Genomic DNA, 20734 nt, shown 5'->3' on the forward strand with positions numbered 1-20734 from the left:
AAGTATGGAGCGGACTAGTACTAATCGGTCGAGGACTTAACCAAAATATTGGTAGTCTCAAGAGTAATACTCTATGGTAAGTAATGGTAAGTAATACAGATTCAGTTTTGAAAGAGCAAAGCTTTTTTAAATAAAAGTGTGGTGATGATGGCAAGAAGGACACACCTGTTCCCATCTCGAACACAGAAGTTAAGCTTCTTAGCGCCGATAGTAGTTGGGGGTTTCTCCCTGCGAGGATAGGACGTTGCCATGCATATGATAGAAAGTTCAAGCAGAAATGTTTGAACTTTTTTGGTATTTTTTGAAAAAATTACTATTTCGGGTCGCTATTCAGTGATGATAAAGGTAAAATATAAGTGGCTGAAAGAGCTATAAATAATAGTTGTAAGATAGTATTATAAAATGAATTTTTTCTATAAAACAGATATATTTTCTTAAAATGAGAGTAATTTTTTTATAAGTTATTAGTATTTAATATTGGAAGATTTAAAGAAAAAGCGTATAATAGGAATTAAGAAAACGATTCTTGGAGGGGAAAATCATGAAACTGATCAATATTACGAATAGTCATTCTGAACTAGTGAAAGAGCAATTAGCGAATACAGATGCATCATTTGTAAAAGTATATTCTTTAGGTCAAACTACTGTTGTCTATACTGGTGCACCAACGCATCAAGATGTTCTTATCGTCAATCATAAAAGACGTATTAAAGAGACTGAGGTAGAGTATGTCGTTAAACGATTATTACATACGACTGTTGAAGGTCTTGATGTTATCTATTGTGATAATTGTGTTGAAATTTATATCCCTATTATTCAAGAAAAACCAGTTTTTGAATGAATAAAAAGCTCATTACTTACGCTTATACAGTGTGTAATGAGTTTTTTTATGTTATACTTAATAGTGCTAAATGAGAAAAGAAGGAGATATACATGTTATTTAAAAATTATGAATTAAAGCCATTTTTACAAGAGGCTTTAAAAGAGTTACATTTTACTACTGCTACACCGATTCAAGAGGAGATTATTCCTTTATTATTGGCTAAGAAGAATGTTATTGGGCAATCGCAAACGGGGACAGGGAAAAGTCATAGTTTCCTAGTACCATTAGTAAATCAAGTAGATCCTAATAAAGATTATTTACAGTTAGTAGTTACTGTGCCTAGTCGTGAGTTAGCGGAACAATTGGTATCGGTTTGTCAGCAATTAATTAGTAAGTCGGAACAGCCAATTCTTTTAGAAAAATGTATCGGTGGTACGGATAAGAAACGTCAAGTTCAAAAATTAGCAGCGCAACAACCGCATATCGTTATTGGGACACCTGGACGTATTTTTGATTTGATGAAGGAAAATGTTTTATTTGTACAACAAGTATCAATGATGGTTATTGATGAAGCGGATATGACATTTGATTTAGGTTTCTTAGCAACAGTGGATGATATTGCTTCACGTATGCCAAAACACTTACAAATGTCTGTCTTTTCTGCGACAATTCCAGAAAAAATTAAACCTTTCTTGAAAAAATATATGGGAAATCCAGTAATGGTTCAAATTGAATCAGAACAATTATTGTCAACAACTATTGATAATCAATTATTAGTAACAAAAGGTAAAAATCCTGATGAAGCTTTACTTGAATTAATGACGATGGGGCACCCATATTTAATGTTGATTTTTGCGAATACAAAGCAAAAAGTTGATGAGTTAACAAAATTAATTCGTTCTCGTGGATTGAAAGTGGCTGCTATTCATGGTGATATTCCTGCTCGTGAAAGACGCCGTATCATGAAACAAATTCAAAATATGGAATACCAATATGTTGTAGCGACAGACTTAGCAGCTCGTGGTATTGATATTGAAGGGGTATCTCATGTTATTAATGTGGAAATCCCAACAGAATTAGAGTTCTTTATTCACCGTGTTGGACGTACTGGTCGTAATGGTTTATCAGGAACAGCTATCACTTTCTATACACCGGATCAAGAAGAAAATATTCAAATTCTTGAAAAAAAAGGAATTGAATTTAAAACTGTTGAATTGAAAAAGGGTGAATTAGTAGAAAGTTACGATAGAAGACGTCGTGAAAAGCGTAAAGGCACGAATAAGCAAGAGTATGATGCTCGTGTTGGTGGTATGGTTAAAAAAGCTAAGAAAAAAATCAAACCAGGTTATAAGAAAAAATTAAACTTTGAAATTAAGCGTCAAAATCAAAAGAAACGTCGTGCAGCAAATACTAAAGGTGGCGGAAAGCGTAAATAAAGTAAGGGTTGAAGGATAGGGTGTATACTTTATCCTTTTTTATTATATGTTCGTTTTGGGGATAATGATTATATTTACTAGAAAATATAAGTGAATTCTTGAAGAAGATAAAGCTTAGGAGAGTTCTTTTTAATTGATTTTATAATTTCCTTTCTATAAAAAATACCCCCTCAAAGCTAGATGTGTATATCTAACTTTAAGGAGGTGGTACAAATTACTGTACAGATAGGCTATTTTAATTTTTTAGCAAGTTCTGTATTACCAATAATAAATTGAATAGCGCCCATAAAGACAATTAATTCAACTGATCCAAAATAATTAATTTGGAATAATCCTAGTAGCGCATAAATTATTACTGGGAATATGGATGAAGCGACTGTAATCTGCCAAATCGAGCGACCTTTATAAGGTGATTCATTTTTGAAAAGAATCATCATCAATAATTTTATCATTAATTTTAATAAAACTAAGATTACTAAGAAGAATAGTAATTGAACTACATAAAAACAAGCGATAATAAAAATTGTAAACATAAATGATTGTTGTTTAACAGTAGTCATTGTTTCTTTAAATGTTGAAGAGTTTAAGTCGCTAAGAGTATCATATGGGATATCCATTTGATTGATAGAAAAATCTAGAAAAATTTCATCTTTTAAGAAACCAACAGCAGGTGTTCCCATTTTAGCATCTAGTGCAATATCTTCTTTTGTTTTAGTGCCTGATGGATCAAAGATAAACGTAAATGAATCGGCTTTGTATAACAAACCTTTTGATTGCGAGTCTAGTTGGTTATCCTTAATACTAAATTCTGGTATTACTTCACTAAGTTCAGTAGTATCTTCTACCATTTGAGAGATTGTTTCTTGGATGGTAAATGCACCCGGTAACATTAAAATTAGTGTTAAAATCATAATTAAGCCTTTTGTTGATCGTAATGGTTTGTCTTTTAGTAGCCATAATTTTTTGGGGTTTTTAAGACAAATTACAAATAATTCTTTTATAGTGATAATAATCATCTCCTTCAAAGAGTAGTCTAATCTACCTAAAGAAAAATATCAAGTCAGGTATTTTAAAAATTTTTGGAAATATTTGCAAAAATTGCTTATTTACTTAAAAAAATTTTTAAAATCTACTAAAATGCAAGCGTAAAAGGCTTAGGTCTGTTATAATGAATTAGAATTCTCACAATTAGAGTGGAAGAATTATGAAGGAGGAAAAAACGTGTTAAGTGCATTTAATTTTAACCCTCAACGTATTGGTATTGATTTAGGAACTGCTAATACGATTGTTTTTTTAGAAAATCATGGAATTATAACAAGAGAACCTTCTGTTGTATCAAAAAATATGGTAACAGAAGAGATTATAGCAGTCGGCAAACAAGCTTATGAAATGATTGGGCGTACACCAGAAAATATAGAAACTTTGCGCCCGATGAAAGATGGCGTCATTGCCGATTATCCAACTACAACTGCAATGTTAAAATATTTTATTCAATCAACAGTTGGTAAATCATTTTTTAAGCCAACCGTGATGATTTGTGTTCCATCTGGCATTACAGATGTTGAAAAAAGAGCCGTATTAGACGCTACAAAATATGCTGGTGCTAAGGAGGCTTATGTAATTGAGGAACCTTTTGCGGCGGCTGTAGGGGCAGGGTTACCCGTTCAGGAGCCAACTGGTAGTATGATTCTAGATATTGGTGGTGGAACGACAGATGTTGCAGCTATTTCTTTAGGTGGAATTGTCACAAGTCGATCAATTCGTATAGGCGGCGATAAATTAAATGAAGCGATTATTCAATATGTGCGTAAGAAGCATAATTTGTTAATTGGGGATCGTACGGCTGAAGATGTAAAAATTAATTTAGGTGCAGCTGATAGTCGATATGCAGAACAATACGGTACAATGAATGTTCGTGGTCGTGATATGGTTAGCGGGTTACCTAGAACAATTGAATTAGGTGCTGTTGAAGTTTGTGAGGCGATGGCTGAAAATATTAGTCAAATTTTACAAACAATCAAGGAAGTCTTAGAACTAATGCCACCAGAGATTTCTGCAGATATTATTGATCATGGGATTGTGATTACTGGAGGCGGTGCAATGCTTAGAAATTTAGCTGATCGTATTATGGAAGAGACACAAGTACCATCATTTATTGCACAAGAACCATTAGATTGTGTGGCTTTAGGAACTGGAATGATTTTAGCGAATCCTAGTTTAATGAAAAAACGCTCAATTTAAAGATAGACGAAAGAGGAGGGAAAAATCCATTGAATCCATTTTTTTCAAATAAAAAATTACTCGGAGTTGTAGTGACAGTCATTGCATTAGGGAGTATTTTAGCAATTTCAATGGGAGCAGGTAGCACATTCATTACGCAAGGTGTTAATGATGTAACATCTATTTTAGGACGAGTAGTTGCATATCCTATTAATAGCATGAAAGACTTTATTGAAGATATACAAGATATTTCTGATACATATGCAGAAAATCAAGAATTAAAGCAAAAGATTGAAGCGGTCTATGAACTAGAAGTAAAATTACACGATTTAAAAAAAGATAATGAAAAGATGAAAGAAACACTTGATTTACAAGATACGTTAAATGATTATAGTTTAATTAACGCTTCAGTTATTGCGCGCAATCCTGATAGTTGGACAGATATGTTAACCATTAATAAAGGAAGTACGGATGGAATTGAAAAAAATATGTCCGTAATGAGTGGTAATGGCTTGATTGGTAAGGTATTAGATGTTAACGCGACAAGTGCAAGAGTAGTATTATTATCTAATTCTGATAATACATTAATTAGAGTAGCGGCAATGATTCAAACAGAGAGTGATCCGATTTATGGGATCATTACGGGCTATGATTTTGATACTGATCAATTAATTATGAGTCAAATTAAAGCTAATCAAGATATCCAAATCGGTAATAAAGTAGTCACTTCTGGATTGGGTGGTATGTCACCGAGTTCATTATATATTGGAACAGTTGAAGAAGTTGCGATGGATAGACAAGGTTTGTATAAAGAAGTGAAAATCAAACCAGCAGCTGATACAAATGATATCCGTTATGTGACAGTAGTGAGACGACTAAGTGAAGGCGGCGAGTAATATGACAAAATTTTCATCTACGCGCGGTTATTGGATTCCATTAGTATTAATTATTGCGATGCTAGTGGATGGTGTATTAGCAAGTGTATTTTCGCCATGGTTTATTGACGGTGGTAATATTTTATCACCTCATCTTGTGATTATTGCCTTAATTGTCTTTAGTTTTTTTATTGAAGATAATTCGATGTGGCGTTTAAGTTTAATCATTGGTTTTTTATATGATTCATACTATACAAGTTATTTAGGTGTTTATATGGCAGCTTTTGCGATTATTGTGCGTTTTATTTTGCTTTTTAGAAGTAAAATGAAAATAAATGCTTTTACAATTGGTTTATCATTAATATTTTTATTATCTTTTGTAGAAATATTTGTGTTTTTATTTTATTCTATAATGGGCTTATCACATTTAAGTTGGAGTGTTTTTATTGCTAAGCGTTTAGTGCCAACAGTTATTTTAAATATTGTGTTATATTATATTATTTATTTACCGATTCGCAATTTATCAATATGGATTAATGGTGAAAAAAATTATTTACCACAAAAACGATATAAGTAAAGTTAGTCTATTTGGGAATGTAACTTCTCAATAGACTTTTTTGATATAGGTGCTTGACGAAATCATTTTCATTGGCTAGTATAATAGTACAAAATAGAAAGGTATGGTGTGCACAATGGAATTATTAAAAGAGACAATTTTAGAAAGAGGTCAAATCTACCCAAATAATTTATTAAAAGTAGATTCATTTATTAATCATCAAATCGATCCAATGTTAATGGCAGAGATTGGTAAAGAATTTAAACAATATTTTGGTGATCGTGAAGTGACAAAGGTTTTAACGATTGAAGCATCAGGTATTGCTCCTGCAATGACAACTGCATTTGAATTCCAAGTTCCTATGGTGTTCGCTAAAAAAACATTACCTTCAACATTAATGAAAGATAAAGTATATAGTGCGGATGTTTTTAGTTTTACTAAGAATGTTACGAGTAAGGTTGTTGTAGCAGAGACATTATTAAATAAAGGCGATAAAGTCTTAATTGTGGATGATTTCTTAGCAAATGGTGAAGCTGTTTTAGGCTTAAAAAAATTAATTGAAGATGCTGGTGGCGAAGTAGTTGGTGTTGGTATTTTAATTGAAAAATCATTCCAACCAGGACGACAAAAATTAGAAGATAATGGTTTAGATGTGTATTCATTGGCACGTATCAAATCTATTGCAGATGGCAAAGTAACCTTTAAGTAAAAAAATAAGAGGATTAGTTTAGCGGAAAACATTACCAATATTCGTTTTGGTTTTTCGTTTGAAACTGATGCTCTTTTTTTACTATTGAATATTGAATTAGGAAAGGTGTACAATTAAGTTAAGTTTTTGCAAGTTTTTATTAATAAAAAGGAGTTGATGCATCATTATTTATTTAGCAGGAGAAAAAGATTTAGATAGAATAATGGAAATTTATCAAGAAGCTAAAAAATATATGGTTAAGGAAGGGAATCTAACGCAATGGGATGATACGTATCCAACGCGAGAGATCTTATTAGCAGATATCGCACAAAATGAATTATTTGTTATTAAAATCAATGGGAGTATTCATGGTGTATTTGCGTTTATCATTGGTGAAGACGAGACTTATCAAGAGATTTCAAATGGCGAATGGTTAAATGATTTACCGTATGGAACGATTCACCGTATTGCTAGTTCTTTTGTTTATCCAGGAATTCTGACTTTAGCAATAAAGGATAGCTTAAAGAAAATTTTAAATATTAAAATTGATACCCATCCTGCTAACAAAACTATGCAAGCAGCAATTATCAAACAAGGATTTAGCTATTGTGGTGAGATTAAAGTAAAAGATGGGAGTAAACGTTTAGCTTATCAATATTATAAGGAGGAAAAATAATGAAAAAAATTACTAATGAATCACTATTCGAATTAAAATCAGTTACACAACCTAAAGTAGCTGGAGACAATATTTTCTATATAGAAACATCAATAAATAAAGAAGAAAATCGCTATGATGGACGTATTTGTAGTGTGAATATGGCAACTAAAAAAATAACTGAATGGGGTACAAATGATTATGAAAATCATTCAATGGATATTTCACCAGATAAAAAGACTTTATCATTTATTTCAAGTAAATCTGATAATGAAAAGCCACAAATTTTTATTATGTCAATTGCAGGTGGTCGCGCCGAACAAGTAACAACAGAAGAAGAAGGAGTGTCTTCATATTCATGGCGTAGTGATAGCCAAGAAATGTATTATCAAATCGCTAAAAAGAACAAAAAAGATGATGAAGAAGATAAAAAAGAAGCGAAAAAATTACCAGAACCAAGTATTATTACAAAAACAATGTACAAATTAGATGGCCAAGGTGTTATGCCAACTGATTTAACTTATTACTACAAAAGAATAAATTTACAATCGAAAGAAGTTACTGAATTATATCAATCAGATAAAGGTTTCTCAGTAGGATATGTAGCAAAAGACGAATCTTACTTAATTATTACAAAAGAAGTTGATAGTGAAAAGAATTGGACTTTTGGACGTGGAGAAGTTTACTTAATCGATTTACAAACAAAAGAAATGACTCTATTAACGAAGAGTTTACCACATGGATCATTTTTCTTTGCTAAAATGAGTCCAGATGAAGATACATTATTATTAATTGGTAATGAATTCGAATATGATTTTGTATCTCAAAATAAATTATATACGTATAATATGAAAACTCAGGAATTAGTGTGCTTTACTAAAGATTTAGATATTGAAATTGGCGATTTAATTGTAGCTGATTTCCAACAAAATATGACAGGTGCACAAATCGAATGGTTAAACTCACAAGAATTTTATTTTCCTGCAACTGTTGAAGGGAAGATTGTTTTATATGTTGGAAATGTTAATGGAACAATCACTAAAGCTATTGATAAAAAATGGCATTTAACAGGTACAGAATTAATTAATCAAACTCGTTTGGCTATTACTTATTCAACACCATCAAAACCAAGTGAATTAGCCATTTATGATTTAGTAACACAAGACTATGTTGTTCTTTATAATCCAAATAGTGAATTTGAAAAAGAACACACAATTGTTGAACCAGTTAACTTCCACTTTAAAGGCTATGATAATTGGGATATTGAAGCTTGGTATTTACCACCAGTTGACGGTAGCGATAAGCATCCTGCTGTTTTAAATATTCATGGTGGACCGCAAGTATGTTATGGTCATAGCTTCTTCCACGAAATGCAAATGCTAGCAGCAAAAGGCTATGGGGTTATGATGATGAATCCTCGTGGTGGTAATAGTTATGGTCAAGAATTTGTAGCATCTATTTTAGGTGATTATGGTAATCATGATTTTGATGATCTAATGATAGGTGTCGATGAATTCTTAAAACGTTTCCCATCAATTGATGAAGAACATGTTTATGTAACAGGTGGTAGTTATGGTGGATTTATGACGAACTGGGTTGTTGGCCATACAGATCGCTTTAAAGCAGCTGTTACACAACGTTCTATTTCAAACTGGATTAGCTTCTATGGTACAAGTGATGTGGGTGCTTTCTTTGTAGAATATCAATTACAACATGATTTAAGTGATTTTAATGATTTATGGCGCATGTCTCCATTAGCTTATGCAAGTAATGCTACTACGCCGTTATTATTGCTTCACGGTCAATCAGATTTACGTTGCCCATTAGAACAAGCAGAACAATTTTATACAGCTATGAAGAAAAATAATGTTGATACAAAATTAATAACCTTCCCACAATCAACACATGGTTTATCACGTATCGGTTTACCTAATTTACGTATCAAACGATTAGAAGCGATAACAGATTGGTTTAGCGCACATAAGTAACAGTTTTTGCTGAAAATCAATGAAAGTATTTAAAAATATGAAATTATTGCTTTAAAAGGTTTCATTTTTTTTTATTAGTGCTATAATAGTTTAAGCGCAATAGCGACAAGATATTCCCGATAGGATTTACCTCCACCAAGAGATGAAGATGCCTTGTAACCGGAATAGAATTAGGGGGAAATAAAAAATGGAAAAGATTTTATTTACATCAGAATCAGTTACTGAAGGACATCCTGATAAAGTAGCCGATCAAATTAGTGATAGTGTTTTAGATGCAATTCTAGAACAAGATCCAAAAGCACGTGTAGCTTGTGAATGTGTTGTGAACACTGGATTAGTCGTATTAGTTGGTGAAATTACAACAACAGCACAAATTGATTTTCAGTCAGTAGTTAGAAATACTATCAGAGAAATCGGATATTGTGATAACAAATATGGATACGATGCTGATTCAGTAGCCGTATTAGTATCATTAGATAAACAATCTCCAGATATTGCTCAAGGTGTTAATAGTGCGGTAGAAACTCGTGGAACAGAAGAAGAACAAGAATTTGGTGCTGGTGACCAAGGTTTAATGTTTGGTTATGCAAATAATGATACAGAAAACTTATTACCATTACCAATTGATTTAAGTCACCAATTAGCTCGTCGTTTAGCTTTTGTTAGAAAAAACAAAGAGATTGATTACTTAGGTCCAGACGGAAAAACACAAGTAACTGTAGAATATAATGCAGATCACACTGTTAAGCGTATTGATACAATTGTTGTTAGTACACAACATGATGAAGATGTTTCTCAAGTACAAATTAGAGAAGATATTTTAGAAAAAGTTGTAAAACCAATTGTACCAGAAGCATTATTAGATGAAGATACTAAATACTTCATTAATCCAACAGGTAAATTTGTAGTTGGTGGACCAGTAGGAGACTCAGGTTTAACAGGTCGTAAGATTATTGTAGATACTTATGGGGGATATGCTCGTCATGGCGGCGGTGCTTTCTCTGGTAAAGACTCTACAAAAGTTGACCGTTCAGCAAGTTATGCGGCTCGTTATATTGCTAAAAATATTGTAGCAGCAGGTTTAGCTGATAAATGTGAAATCCAATTAGCTTATGCGATTGGAGTAGCACATCCAGTATCGATTGCAATCGACACATTTGGAACAGGTAAAGTTAGTGATGAAGATTTATTAGTAGCAATTCGTAAAATCTTTAATTTAACTCCAAAAGGAATTATTGAATCATTAGATTTACGCAAACCAATCTTCAAACAAACTGCTGCTTATGGTCACTTTGGTCGTACAGATATTGATCTACCATGGGAACGTTTAGATAAAGTTGAAGAATTAAAAGCATTATGTCATCAATAGATATAATAAAAAAAGCAAGCAGTTTCTTAGACTGCTTGCTTCTTTTTATTTTGTACGAATCACTTCAACACGATAACCATCTGGATCAGTCACAAAATAGTAATTTGGAATATTTCCAGGAAGTCCTTTTAAATCAGTTACTTGATAACCTAAATCAATGTGTTTTTGATGAGTTGCTTCTAAATCATCAGCACTAATCGCTATATGACTAAAGCCATCTCCCACAATATAAGGATCGTGATCGTAATTATATGTTAATTCTAATTCATAATCATCCCCATCAAAAGATAAATAAACGATTGTAAATTTATGCTCTGGATATTCTTTGCGACGTGTTTCTTTAAAACCAAAAGTATCTTGGTAGAATTGAATTGATTTTTCTAAATCTTGAACACGTAAACATGTATGTAACATTCTTTGTGCCATTATTTTCTCCCCTTATGCCAATTAATAAGTTTAGTATAAGTGAAAATGTTTAAGCTTTTCAAAAAAAATGCTTGAATAATATGAAAGTCGTAAAATTCTTCTTTAATTTATGATAAAATAGAATAGGTATAAAAGAGGCATCTATTGTGGTGTATAAGGGGGAAGTTGAATGAAAGAATATATGAATGAACAAACACAAGAATATCAACCAATTGAAGAAAATATCCATCAAGACGTAACTAATGATAAGCAAACAATTATAAATGAGACAAAACAAACTATTAATGAAAATTATGTAGGACAAGTGAATGAAGTTGATACTGAAGTTCCTGCTTTTAATAAAATGGAAAATCGTTCTGAAAAAGAATTTAGAATGAAAAATAATGAATCAAGCTATGATGGCGCTTTTAATCGTTTAGGAGCATATGTCGACTTTTTTAAACATAAAATTACTAGACCAAGTGAAAAAATTGCTAAAAAAAGAAATAATAATAGTCATTATGGGTATTTAACGAATATTTGTACCACTTTAATGTCGGCATTTATTGTGACTCGTTTAATTGAATCAGCCATTGAAAGATATAATTTCTTTGCAGAGCTATCGGTATTCCCAATTTTTACAGGTGCGCCTAATTATTTATTTTTATTTATTAAGATGGTAGTATTTTTTGCAAGTTTCTATTTTGGTATGGCGATTATTAATTTCTTTATTAAGAAAGTTATCTTAAAGCGTCAGCATGTTTTAAAATATTGGATGACACAATATGTTGGAATGAATACAATTGGTTTATTAACTTTAGTATTCACATTTATATTAACCTTAATTGCTCCAGTAGGCTTGTTTGTAGTTAATGTATTTTTATTAGTATTCCATATTATGAGTTATGTGGTTACTTTTGTTGCTTCATTTTATAAGACTGTCAATGAAACAGCAATCGATAATATTTATTTAGCACTGATGGGATTAACGGTACAATTATTTATTTCTATGGGAATATTATTTATTTTATTTTAATGGATAAATGACTAGTTAAATTATAAATAATATGTTATAATATTATTTATGCGATGAGGCGACGTGCAATCTATCTACGGATGAGATTGCGTGTTAGTTTTAGTGGGGCAGGGTGTTTTAGTACACACTACCGGATGTAGCTGCTTGTTAAAAGATGATGTGAACGTCTTTTAACCATATATTATATATGCCACAATTTAGCTAGGGGATTTATTTCTCCTAGCTTTTTTTATAGAAAAAATGTAAAACTGAATAAGGAGATAGTATGAAACATTCAAAACAAGTTTACGACGATAAGGATTCGCGTATTGATTATGGAGTAATTTTACCAGTATTATTGTTAAGTATTATTAGCATCACCACATTATTTGCAACCACTTATTTGCAAGTAAGTAATGGGAGTTTAAGAACTACTTTAATGCAAGTTGTGTGGTATGTGGTAGGTACCATTGCAATTATTGTAATTATGCAATTTGATTCAGAACAATTATGGAAGCTGACGACATTTGGGTATTGGTTTGGGATACTCTTATTAGTAGCAGTATTATTTTTCCATGATCGAGCAACTGCAATAGAAACAGGAGCTAAAAGTTGGTTTAAATTCGGGGGAATCTCTTTCCAACCATCTGAAGTTGTGAAAATTGCTTATATCTTGCAATTAGCTAAAGTTGTGACAGAACATAATGTGAAGACTAAGTGGAAGAATTTACAATCGGATTTTCAATTATTAGTCAAAACCATTCTATGGGCTATGCCACCATTAGTCTTAGTGATCTTACAAAATGACTTAGGGACAACTCTAGTATTTATTTGTATCTTGGGTGGTATGTTAATTATGTCAGGGATTAGTTGGAAAATTTTATTACCATTAATTTTTATAGTAGGTTTGATTGGATTTTTATTAATTTATTTAGTAGTCTATAATCGACCAATCTTATTAGCTATGGGATTTAAAAATTATCAATTTGCTCGTATTGATTCATGGTTAGATCCATATCGTGATCAAGGGGGGGCTGGTTTCCAATTGTTCCAAAGTATGAAGGCGATTGGATCTGGACGTATGTTTGGTAAGGGGTATGGTGTATCAGAGGTATATGTACCAGTTCGTGAGTCGGATTTAATTTTTGCAACAATTGGTGAAAATTTTGGTTTTGCTGGTGGAACAATTTTAATTTTGATTTACTTTATTTTAATTTATCAAATGATTCGAGTTTGTTTTGATACAAAAAATGAATTCTATACGTATATTGCAACAGGGGTTATTATGATGATATTATTCCATGTGGTTGAAAATATTGGGATGACAATTGGATTATTACCGTTAACAGGTATTCCGTTACCATTTATTTCGCAAGGTGGATCATCACTACTAGGCAATATGATGGGGATTGGTTTAATTATGTCAATGAGATATCACTATAAGAGTTATATCTTTGAAGATGAAAAAGAAAGAGCGTTATAAGAAAGGATGATTCATATGAAAATAGTTTATAGTCATGAAAAATGTACAACTTGTAAAAAAGCATTAAAATGGTTAGATAATGAAGGATTTGCATATCAATTAAAAGATATTCGTGAAGAACGTCCAACAGCTGAAGAATTTTTAGCGATTCAAAAACGTCTGGATTTACCAATTAAAAAAATGTTTAATACAAGTGGTGCAATGTATCGTGAATTAGGCTTAAAAGATAAATTAGAAGAAATGACTGTAGAAGAAGCTGTTGCATTATTAGCAAAGGAAGGCATGCTTGTTAAACGACCGTTAATTGTTGAAGGCGATAAAGCAAGTTTTGGTTTTAAAGAAGATATGTATCAACAAATCTGGGGGAACTAAAAATGAAATATAGTGAGAATGGATTTTGGATTGAAGAAAATGATGATGTATATACAATTGGATTATCAACTAAAGGACAAGACGAATTAGGTTCAATAAAGTTTGCAGAATTTTCTCATGATGAATATTTAAAAACCGATCAACCATTTTTAAGTATTGAGGCTCTTAAGGCGGTTACTGATTTAATGGCACCACTTGATGGTAAAGTACTTTATTGGCATGAAGAAGCAGAAGATGACCCTGATTTATTGAATGAATTAGATATGAATCATAATTGGATTGTTAAACTTACCGAAGTATCAAAGAGTCACTTTAATCAATTATTAGATCAATAGACTCATAAAAAAAGATTAATTCCAAGAAATAGGGGATTAATCTTTTTTATTTATGTAAACACCAATATAAGCTATCTATTCAGTAGTAAGTAGTATATAATATTTTAATATGAGTGAGAATAATTCTCAATTAGAAGAGGGGATAAAATGATGGATAATAAACAGCAAAAAATTTCTCGAAAACGAAAAAAATGGCTGAAAAAACAATTAAAATTGCAAATGGGGGAATCGAAAAAGTATTTATACATAACAGCATTTTTTCAATGGTTTCAATTTATGATGCGAGTAATTTCTTTGGGGGTTATTGCTAAAGCGGCAGCAGATTTATATTATAAGGGAACAACTAATTTTGGTAGTTTAGCAAGTATATTGCTAGTTACTAGTATAATGGGTTATTTATTATCTTTTTTTGCTAAAAAATATCAAGGGATACCTTCACAAGTTGCTAGAAATAAATTAAAAAAAGATTTCTTACACGCTTACAAACAAACAAATGGACATTTAGAAAATGTAGATACGAAAGCGGATGTTGTCACAGTAGCAGCGCAAGGTATTGATACATTAGATACCTTTTATCAGATGTATCAATTAACTAATTTAAAAGTTTATTTGAATTGTGCAACAATTTTAGTGATTGTTTCTATCCTATTTCCATTAGGAGGATTAATCTTTCTATTAGCACTACCATTGATTCCGGTAGCGATGATTTCTGTTCAGAAAAAATCTAAAAAGATTATGGCTCATTATTGGGCGACGTATATGGATGTTGGAAATTTATTTATTGATAATTTACGTGGGTTAAATACTTTATATCATTATCAAGTTGATAAAAAATATCAAAAGAATTTTACAAAAAAAGCAGAAGAGTTTCGTTTATCAACAATGGAATTATTATATTTTCAATTGCAATCGGTTGGGTATATGGATAGTGTGATGTATGTTGGGGTTGGAGTTTCTGGTTTTGTGGCAGTTTTGAATTTGGCACAGGGCAAGGTTTCGTTATTTACAGTGTTATTTTTTATCTTAATTGCAACAGAATTTTTTGCGCCAATTCGTGAACTAGGTTATGGTATGCATTTATTAATGATGAATACTAAAATGGCCGATCATATTTTCACCTTTTTAGAGCAAGCAAAACATGTAGACCATACTAATGTGACTAGTGCGCAACCTTTGGAAAAAGTAACTAGTATTAAAGTAAAAGACCTTGATTTTTCTTACCAAAAAACAGTTATCTTACAACAACTAAATGCAGAATTTCATCAAGGACAATTAATTGCCATTTCTGGTGAAAGTGGTGTTGGAAAATCAACTCTTGTAAAAATATTACAAAAACAACTAACACCAACTAATGGGAAAATTTATTTTGGTGAACAAGAAATCGCAATGATTAGTATGGAAGATATTTGGAAACACTCTATTGTCGTATCTTCAGAGAGTTATTTATTTAATGATACTATTTTAAATAATTTATTAATGGCTTGTGATAAAGATGAGTCAGCATTAGTGAATTGGTTAAAAGAGCGTGATTTATTACAATTTGTAACACAATTACCAGAAGGACTGCATACAATTGTGGGTGAGAATGGTGCATTATTATCTCCAGGACAAAGACAGCAAATTCTATGCGTCAGAGCTTTATTGGCTGATCGAGATATTTATATATTTGATGAAGTAACCTCAAGTGTCAATGAAGAGCATGAAGCAGATATTTTAGCGATTATTCAAAGTTTAGCTAAAGAAAAACTGGTATTATTTATTACACATAAGATGAAACAAGTTCAAGAAGCTGATCAAGTCTTATTCTTAACAAAAGATCAAAAGAGTTATCTTCATTCGCCAAAAGACTTATTAAAAGAATGTAGCGAATATCAAACGCTTGTAGCAACACAAGCTGATTTGGAGGCGATATTATATGAAAAGTAATCGATCAAATAGTCAAATAGTTAAACGTCTTATTGGATTTGTAGATTTTTTAATCTATAAAATAGTTATTGCAGTTATTTTTGCGGTGATGGGATTTTTTACTAGTGTCTTAATTCCAGTGATCTTAGTGGAGTTAACATTTATGGTATTAGCTGGTAAATCAATTAGTTACCTTGTATTAGGAATACTAATTATTCTTGGAATATTACGTGGATTATTCCGTTATGGAGAACATTATTATGGACATTATGTAGCCTTTCGTGTATTAGCTAATTATCGTCAGGCAATTTTTCGTAAGTTGCGTCATTTAGCACCTGCTAAGTTGGACCAGCAAGATAGCGGTAAATTATTAAAAATGATTGGTGAAGATGTGGAGGCTTTAGAAGTATTTTTTGCCCATACATTAGCACCATTAACAACAGCTAGTATTATTACTATTCTGTTAATTCCGTATTATTGGAGGGTCAATTGGCTGCTAGCTGTCATTGCTCTCTTGACGTATCTATTGGTTGCTGTGGTCTTCCCGATTGTGTTTGCCAATCACTTAAAACCTTTATTAACAAAACAAAATTCTGAGCGTAAACAGTATATGGCTTTATTTTTAGAAAGCTTAAAAGGGATGACAGATTTATTACAATATTTTACAGTAAAACAAAAATTCAATGAACTCGATCAAAAAAGTCAAGAAGTCAATCAATGCGAACGTCAAGTAGCAATGAGTCAATATATACAAATGGCGAATAGCTTTTTTGCAATTGGATTAGGGATTTCAGCTTTTGCTTTGGTTGGTGTCTATTTAGTTGAAGCAGAAAAGCAATCACTAGTACAAGTTATTAAAGCCTTTGTTGTCTTTAGTTCATCATTTGCACCATATTTAGAATTGAGTCGTCTTCCTCTAGGGTTTAAACGCTCTATTTTAGCAGCTGAGCATGTCTTTAGCTTATTAGATGAAGTAGAACCAATCAAGAGCGGTAAAGGGTTATATGATGTGAAAATTAATACAATTGAAGTGAAAAATGTATCATTTAGTTATCAAAATCGGTCACAAGAAATTTTAGAACAGGTTAATTTATCGGTTGAAGGTCCTCAAATGGTTGGAATTATTGGGGAAAGTGGTTCAGGTAAAAGTACTTTAATGAAATTATTAATGAATTGGTATCAAGCAAGTAGTGGTCAGATTATTTATAATCAACAGTATAGAGAGATTGCGATGGATGATTTACAAAGTCACTTTGCTTATATTCCACAAATACCACAAATTTTCCATCAAACAATTCGAGAAAATGTGACATTTGGCAATCGATTTATAACAGATGAACAAATATTAACGGTAGCCAAGAAATGTCATTTAAAAGAAAGAATCTTACAAACAGAAAAAGGATTGGATACCGTATTATCAGCAGAGCAAAAAATCTTTTCATCAGGAGAATTGCAACGTTTAGAATTGATGCGGGCTTTATTAAAAGATGCAGAAGTCTATATTTTTGATGAACCGACTAGTAATTTAGATTCGTTAAATGAAGCATCTTTATTACAAGTGATTAAATCGGAATGTCAGGGGATTGTCTTTATGATTAGTCATAGACCAAGTACTGTAGCAAGTTGTGATCAAATTTATAAGATGTGTGACGGTCAATTATATTTAGTAAAAGGAGAAAGATAGATGAAAAAGTTAACGATTAAGGATTTAATGAATATTGGGATTTTTGCGGCATTATATTTTGTTTGTGTGGGAATTGGAACATTAATTGGTGCGCTTGTGATGCATAGTGGACATATGTTTTTAGCACCTGTTTTTGCGGCATTAATTTCTGGGACGGTATATATGGTCTTAGTAGCCAAAACTAAGAAATTTGGGGCGATTACTTTAGTAGGAGTATTGATGGCGACTTTCTTTTTATTATCAGGTCATTTTTTCTTTGCTTTTATTCCAAGTTTAGTTTGTGGGGTATTAGCTGATGTAGTTGCAAAAATGAAACACTATCAATCAAATACCGTAAATCTTATCTCTTATATTATCTTTTCTTTTGGTAATTTAGGACCGATTATTTTAATGTGGGTTATGGAAGAAGCTTATGTCCAACGTTTGATTGAAAAGGGGAAAGATGCCACTTATATTGCAAATGTTATGGTGCCATTCAATACGAATACTGTATTATTTTATTTAGTAACCATTAGTATCGCAGCTTTAATAGGTGGATTATTTGGTCAACATTTAATGAAAAAACATTTTGTTAAAGCGGGAATGATTTAATGAAAGAACATTATATTTTAGATATTCGTACGAAGATTATCCTATTATTTTTTGCCAATTATTTATTATTAAAGCGTTTAGGTGATATTCATGAATGGTTGTTGGTAGGGACTATTGCCACATTATTTATATTAGCAGGAAAAAATAAAAAAGCTTATAGTTATGTTGTTGTGTATAGTGTTATGTTTGTGGTGGATTATTGTTTGTTAGAACATCTTAATGGTAAATTAGCATCGTTTTTATCAATGATTGCAGTCGGTGGGCGTGTTATGTTACCGTGCTTTATGGCTGGGAGTTATATTTTTTCAACGACTACTGAGCGTGAATTTATTAATGGTTTACGGAAATGGCATGTACCAGAATATATGATTATTCCTTTTGCAGTGATGTTGCGTTTTTTACCAACAATTAAATCAGATTATCAAACTATTAGGCGGTCCTTAGCTATTCGAGGTATCTTTTTATCAATGAAGGATTATCTCTTGCATCCAGCTCGCTATTTGGAATATATTTTAATACCATTATTATTATCAGCTACACGTACAGCATCAGATTTAACAATTGCAACCTTAACAAAAGGGATTGGGATTAAGCACAAAAAAACGATTTATCAAGACTTACAATTTAAAGGACTTGATTATGGTGTGTTGGTAGCAATGGTATTAATGATCGTAGAAATAGAGGTGTTTTAAGTGATTCATGCAAAAGATTTTATGATGCAATATAGTCAATCAAATCATGGATTAGAAATAGATGATATGCAGATAAAACCAGGCGAATGTGTAGTGGTTTGCGGCAAGAGTGGTTGTGGTAAGACTAGCTTTTTACGTTTATTAAATGGCTTAATTCCAGATTATTATTCAGCTCGTCTTGAAGGAGAATTAACGTGCAACAATTTTCAAATTGGTCAAGCAACCGTTGAAGAAATGTCTTATAAAATTGCTAGTGTTTTTCAAAATCCTGCTACTCAATTTTTTAATCGTTGTGTATTAGATGAATTAGTCTTTCCGTGTGAAAATCAAGGAGTTAATCCTAAAGAAATTGATGAAAGATTACAAAATGTTTGTCACCATTTAAAATTGGAGGCATTATTAGAAAAAGATTTATTAACCTCTTCAGGAGGAGAACGTCAAAAAGTAGCTTTTGCAACAGCTATGATGCAAACACCGCAATTATTATTATTAGATGAACCAACTGCGAATTTAGATCAAGCAGGCGTATTGATGATTCAAAAGCAAATTACTATCTTAAAAGAATTAGGAGTGACAATTATTATTGCTGAACATCGCCTTAATTTCTTAGCAGACTGTGCAGATAGATATCTTTATTTTGAAAATGGTTTGTTAAAAGAACAATGGAACAGGACAGAATTTTTAGATTTAACAACTAAAAAACGTCGTAAACTTGGACTTAGACAATCAGTATTACCGGAATTACAGACTAGTACACAAAACAACAAACGAGCTGGAGAATTTCTGGTAAAAGATATTACCATTAGCTATCAAAATAATAAATTAGCCCATATTCCTGAAATTTGTTTTAAACGCGGGAGTATTACAGGTATTATTGGACGCAATGGTGTTGGCAAAACAACTTTTATTCACCACTTGGCGGGCTTAACGGATAGCTTAACTGGTGAATATTATTGGTGTAATAAACCAGTTGACAAAAAAGACCGTCTATCTAAGACAGCGCTAGTCTTACAAGAAACACGCTTGCAATTATTTGCAGATTCAGTTGAAAAGGAATTGTTGTTAGGAGCAAAGGATTTACGTTTATATGATGAATTGGTTGAAAGATTTCATCTACGCAAATTATTACCCCAACATCCGATGACCTTATCAGGTGGTGAACAACAAAGAGTGGTTATTGCAAATGCTTTATTATCATCGAAAGAAATTATTATTTTAGATGAGCCAACAAGTGGTTTGGATTATGCACAAATGATACAAGTTGCTAGTGTATTAAAACAAGTTAAAGACTTAGGGAAAATAGTCATTATTGTCTCGCATGATGAAGAATTTTTAGAATTATGTTGTGAGCAACTGTATAAAATAAAATCATAAAAAATTAAGTATGATAGCAGTTTTGTTATCATGCTTTTTTGTTGCTTAGGAAGTGATATGTCTATATTACAATCGAAAAATGAAAATTTAGTGAACAATAGTGAAAAAAACAATATGGATAAACTTTTTATGTCATAATATTATAGTTGGATTTTAAGGATATAAAATCCTTTTTTTAATTACAAAAATATGGGTATTAATGGAAAAATAATAAAAAATAATGCTATAATTTTTGAGATTAATAGGAAATAGCTATAGAGATAATAAA

The 20734-nt window shown here is 31.6% G+C and carries 20 protein-coding genes, 1 rRNA gene and 1 riboswitch; of the genes, 19 read left to right on the forward strand and 2 right to left on the reverse strand.

All coding sequences use genetic code 11. From position 1 onward, the window contains the following. The first annotated feature begins 137 nt into the window (after nt 1-137). From rrf to BMX09_RS05220, 3 genes are all read left to right on the forward strand, one after another. Nucleotides 138-253, forward strand: a 5S ribosomal RNA gene (rrf, locus tag BMX09_RS05210). Between the two features lie 288 nt (nt 254-541). After that, a complete protein-coding gene (locus BMX09_RS05215) occupies nt 542-841 on the forward strand; it encodes a DUF1827 family protein (protein ID WP_089746648.1) in 300 nt (99 codons plus the stop codon). 92 nt (nt 842-933) lie between these two features. Beyond that, complete coding sequence (locus tag BMX09_RS05220) at nt 934-2259, forward strand: DEAD/DEAH box helicase (protein WP_089746649.1); 1326 nt, start codon at nt 934-936, stop codon at nt 2257-2259. A 230-nt stretch (nt 2260-2489) separates the two neighbouring features. Here the strand turns inward: BMX09_RS05220 and BMX09_RS05225 are convergent, their stop codons facing one another. Next, nucleotides 2490-3275: a DUF1189 family protein gene (locus BMX09_RS05225; protein WP_089746650.1), complete on the reverse strand. Its 786-nt coding sequence runs from the start codon at nt 3273-3275 to the stop codon at nt 2490-2492. A gap of 205 nt (nt 3276-3480) precedes the next feature. Here BMX09_RS05225 and BMX09_RS05230 point away from each other — a divergent pair, with 205 nt between their 5' ends. The 7 genes from BMX09_RS05230 (at nt 3481) to metK (ending at nt 10610) form a co-directional block, all read left to right on the forward strand. After that, on the forward strand, nt 3481-4500 hold the full coding sequence (locus tag BMX09_RS05230) for a rod shape-determining protein (protein ID WP_089746651.1): 1020 nt from the start codon (nt 3481-3483) through the stop codon (nt 4498-4500). Between the two features lie 29 nt (nt 4501-4529). After that, the gene (mreC, locus tag BMX09_RS05235) at nt 4530-5375 is read left to right on the forward strand and encodes a rod shape-determining protein MreC (protein ID WP_089746652.1); all 846 of its coding nucleotides are present in this window, start codon (nt 4530-4532) and stop codon (nt 5373-5375) included. Nucleotide 5376: 1 nt separating this feature from the next. Then, entirely contained in the window at nt 5377-5931 is a 555-nt protein-coding gene (mreD, locus tag BMX09_RS05240) for a rod shape-determining protein MreD (RefSeq protein WP_089746653.1), read from the forward strand. Nucleotides 5932-6046: 115 nt separating this feature from the next. Continuing rightward, complete coding sequence (locus tag BMX09_RS05245) at nt 6047-6619, forward strand: xanthine phosphoribosyltransferase (RefSeq protein ID WP_089746654.1); 573 nt, start codon at nt 6047-6049, stop codon at nt 6617-6619. 202 nt (nt 6620-6821) lie between these two features. Continuing rightward, entirely contained in the window at nt 6822-7274 is a 453-nt protein-coding gene (locus BMX09_RS05250; protein WP_245711130.1) for an N-acetyltransferase, read from the forward strand. Then, nucleotides 7274-9241 (forward strand): S9 family peptidase, encoded by a 1968-nt coding sequence (locus BMX09_RS05255; protein ID WP_089746656.1) that lies wholly within the window; start codon nt 7274-7276, stop codon nt 9239-9241. The genes BMX09_RS05250 and BMX09_RS05255 overlap by 1 nt, the downstream gene beginning before the upstream one ends. A gap of 98 nt (nt 9242-9339) precedes the next feature. Next, a riboswitch (SMK box riboswitch) is annotated at nt 9340-9431 on the forward strand. After that, nucleotides 9429-10610 carry a methionine adenosyltransferase gene (gene metK / locus BMX09_RS05260; protein ID WP_089746657.1) on the forward strand — a complete coding sequence of 394 codons (1182 nt, stop codon included), beginning with the start codon at nt 9429-9431 and terminating at the stop codon, nt 10608-10610. Its footprint overlaps the riboswitch before it by 3 nt. 45 nt (nt 10611-10655) lie before the next feature. On the opposite strand, the gene gloA is transcribed toward metK, so the two are convergent. After that, nucleotides 10656-11036 carry a lactoylglutathione lyase gene (gene gloA / locus BMX09_RS05265; RefSeq protein WP_089746658.1) on the reverse strand — a complete coding sequence of 127 codons (381 nt, stop codon included), beginning with the start codon at nt 11034-11036 and terminating at the stop codon, nt 10656-10658. Nucleotides 11037-11205: 169 nt separating this feature from the next. On the opposite strand from gloA, the gene BMX09_RS05270 reads away from it, so the two are divergent. From BMX09_RS05270 to BMX09_RS05310, 9 genes are all read left to right on the forward strand, one after another. Next, the gene (locus tag BMX09_RS05270) at nt 11206-12051 is read left to right on the forward strand and encodes a hypothetical protein (protein WP_089746659.1); all 846 of its coding nucleotides are present in this window, start codon (nt 11206-11208) and stop codon (nt 12049-12051) included. A 265-nt stretch (nt 12052-12316) separates the two neighbouring features. Further along, on the forward strand, nt 12317-13513 hold the full coding sequence (locus tag BMX09_RS05275) for an FtsW/RodA/SpoVE family cell cycle protein (RefSeq protein ID WP_089746660.1): 1197 nt from the start codon (nt 12317-12319) through the stop codon (nt 13511-13513). A gap of 15 nt (nt 13514-13528) precedes the next feature. Then, nucleotides 13529-13885 (forward strand): arsenate reductase family protein, encoded by a 357-nt coding sequence (locus tag BMX09_RS05280; RefSeq protein WP_089746661.1) that lies wholly within the window; start codon nt 13529-13531, stop codon nt 13883-13885. 2 nt (nt 13886-13887) lie between these two features. After that, complete coding sequence (locus BMX09_RS05285; protein WP_089746662.1) at nt 13888-14220, forward strand: glycine cleavage system protein H; 333 nt, start codon at nt 13888-13890, stop codon at nt 14218-14220. A 147-nt stretch (nt 14221-14367) separates the two neighbouring features. Continuing rightward, nucleotides 14368-16146, forward strand: coding sequence for an ABC transporter ATP-binding protein/permease (locus tag BMX09_RS05290; RefSeq protein WP_089746663.1), 1779 nt, complete (start codon nt 14368-14370; stop codon nt 16144-16146). Then, on the forward strand, nt 16136-17809 hold the full coding sequence (locus BMX09_RS05295) for an ABC transporter ATP-binding protein (protein WP_089746664.1): 1674 nt from the start codon (nt 16136-16138) through the stop codon (nt 17807-17809). Before BMX09_RS05290 ends, BMX09_RS05295 begins: the two co-directional genes overlap by 11 nt. Further along, on the forward strand, nt 17810-18400 hold the full coding sequence (locus BMX09_RS05300) for an MptD family putative ECF transporter S component (RefSeq protein ID WP_089746665.1): 591 nt from the start codon (nt 17810-17812) through the stop codon (nt 18398-18400). Continuing rightward, nucleotides 18400-19092 (forward strand): energy-coupling factor transporter transmembrane component T, encoded by a 693-nt coding sequence (locus tag BMX09_RS05305; protein WP_089746666.1) that lies wholly within the window; start codon nt 18400-18402, stop codon nt 19090-19092. The genes BMX09_RS05300 and BMX09_RS05305 overlap by 1 nt, the downstream gene beginning before the upstream one ends. Further along, nucleotides 19093-20466, forward strand: a complete 1374-nt coding sequence (locus tag BMX09_RS05310) for an ABC transporter ATP-binding protein (RefSeq protein WP_245711131.1) — start codon at nt 19093-19095, stop codon at nt 20464-20466. It begins immediately after the preceding gene. Nucleotides 20467-20734: the final 268 nt, after the last annotated feature.

Source organism: Granulicatella balaenopterae, from assembly GCF_900111135.1.
GTDB lineage: Bacteria > Bacillota > Bacilli > Lactobacillales > Aerococcaceae > Granulicatella > Granulicatella balaenopterae.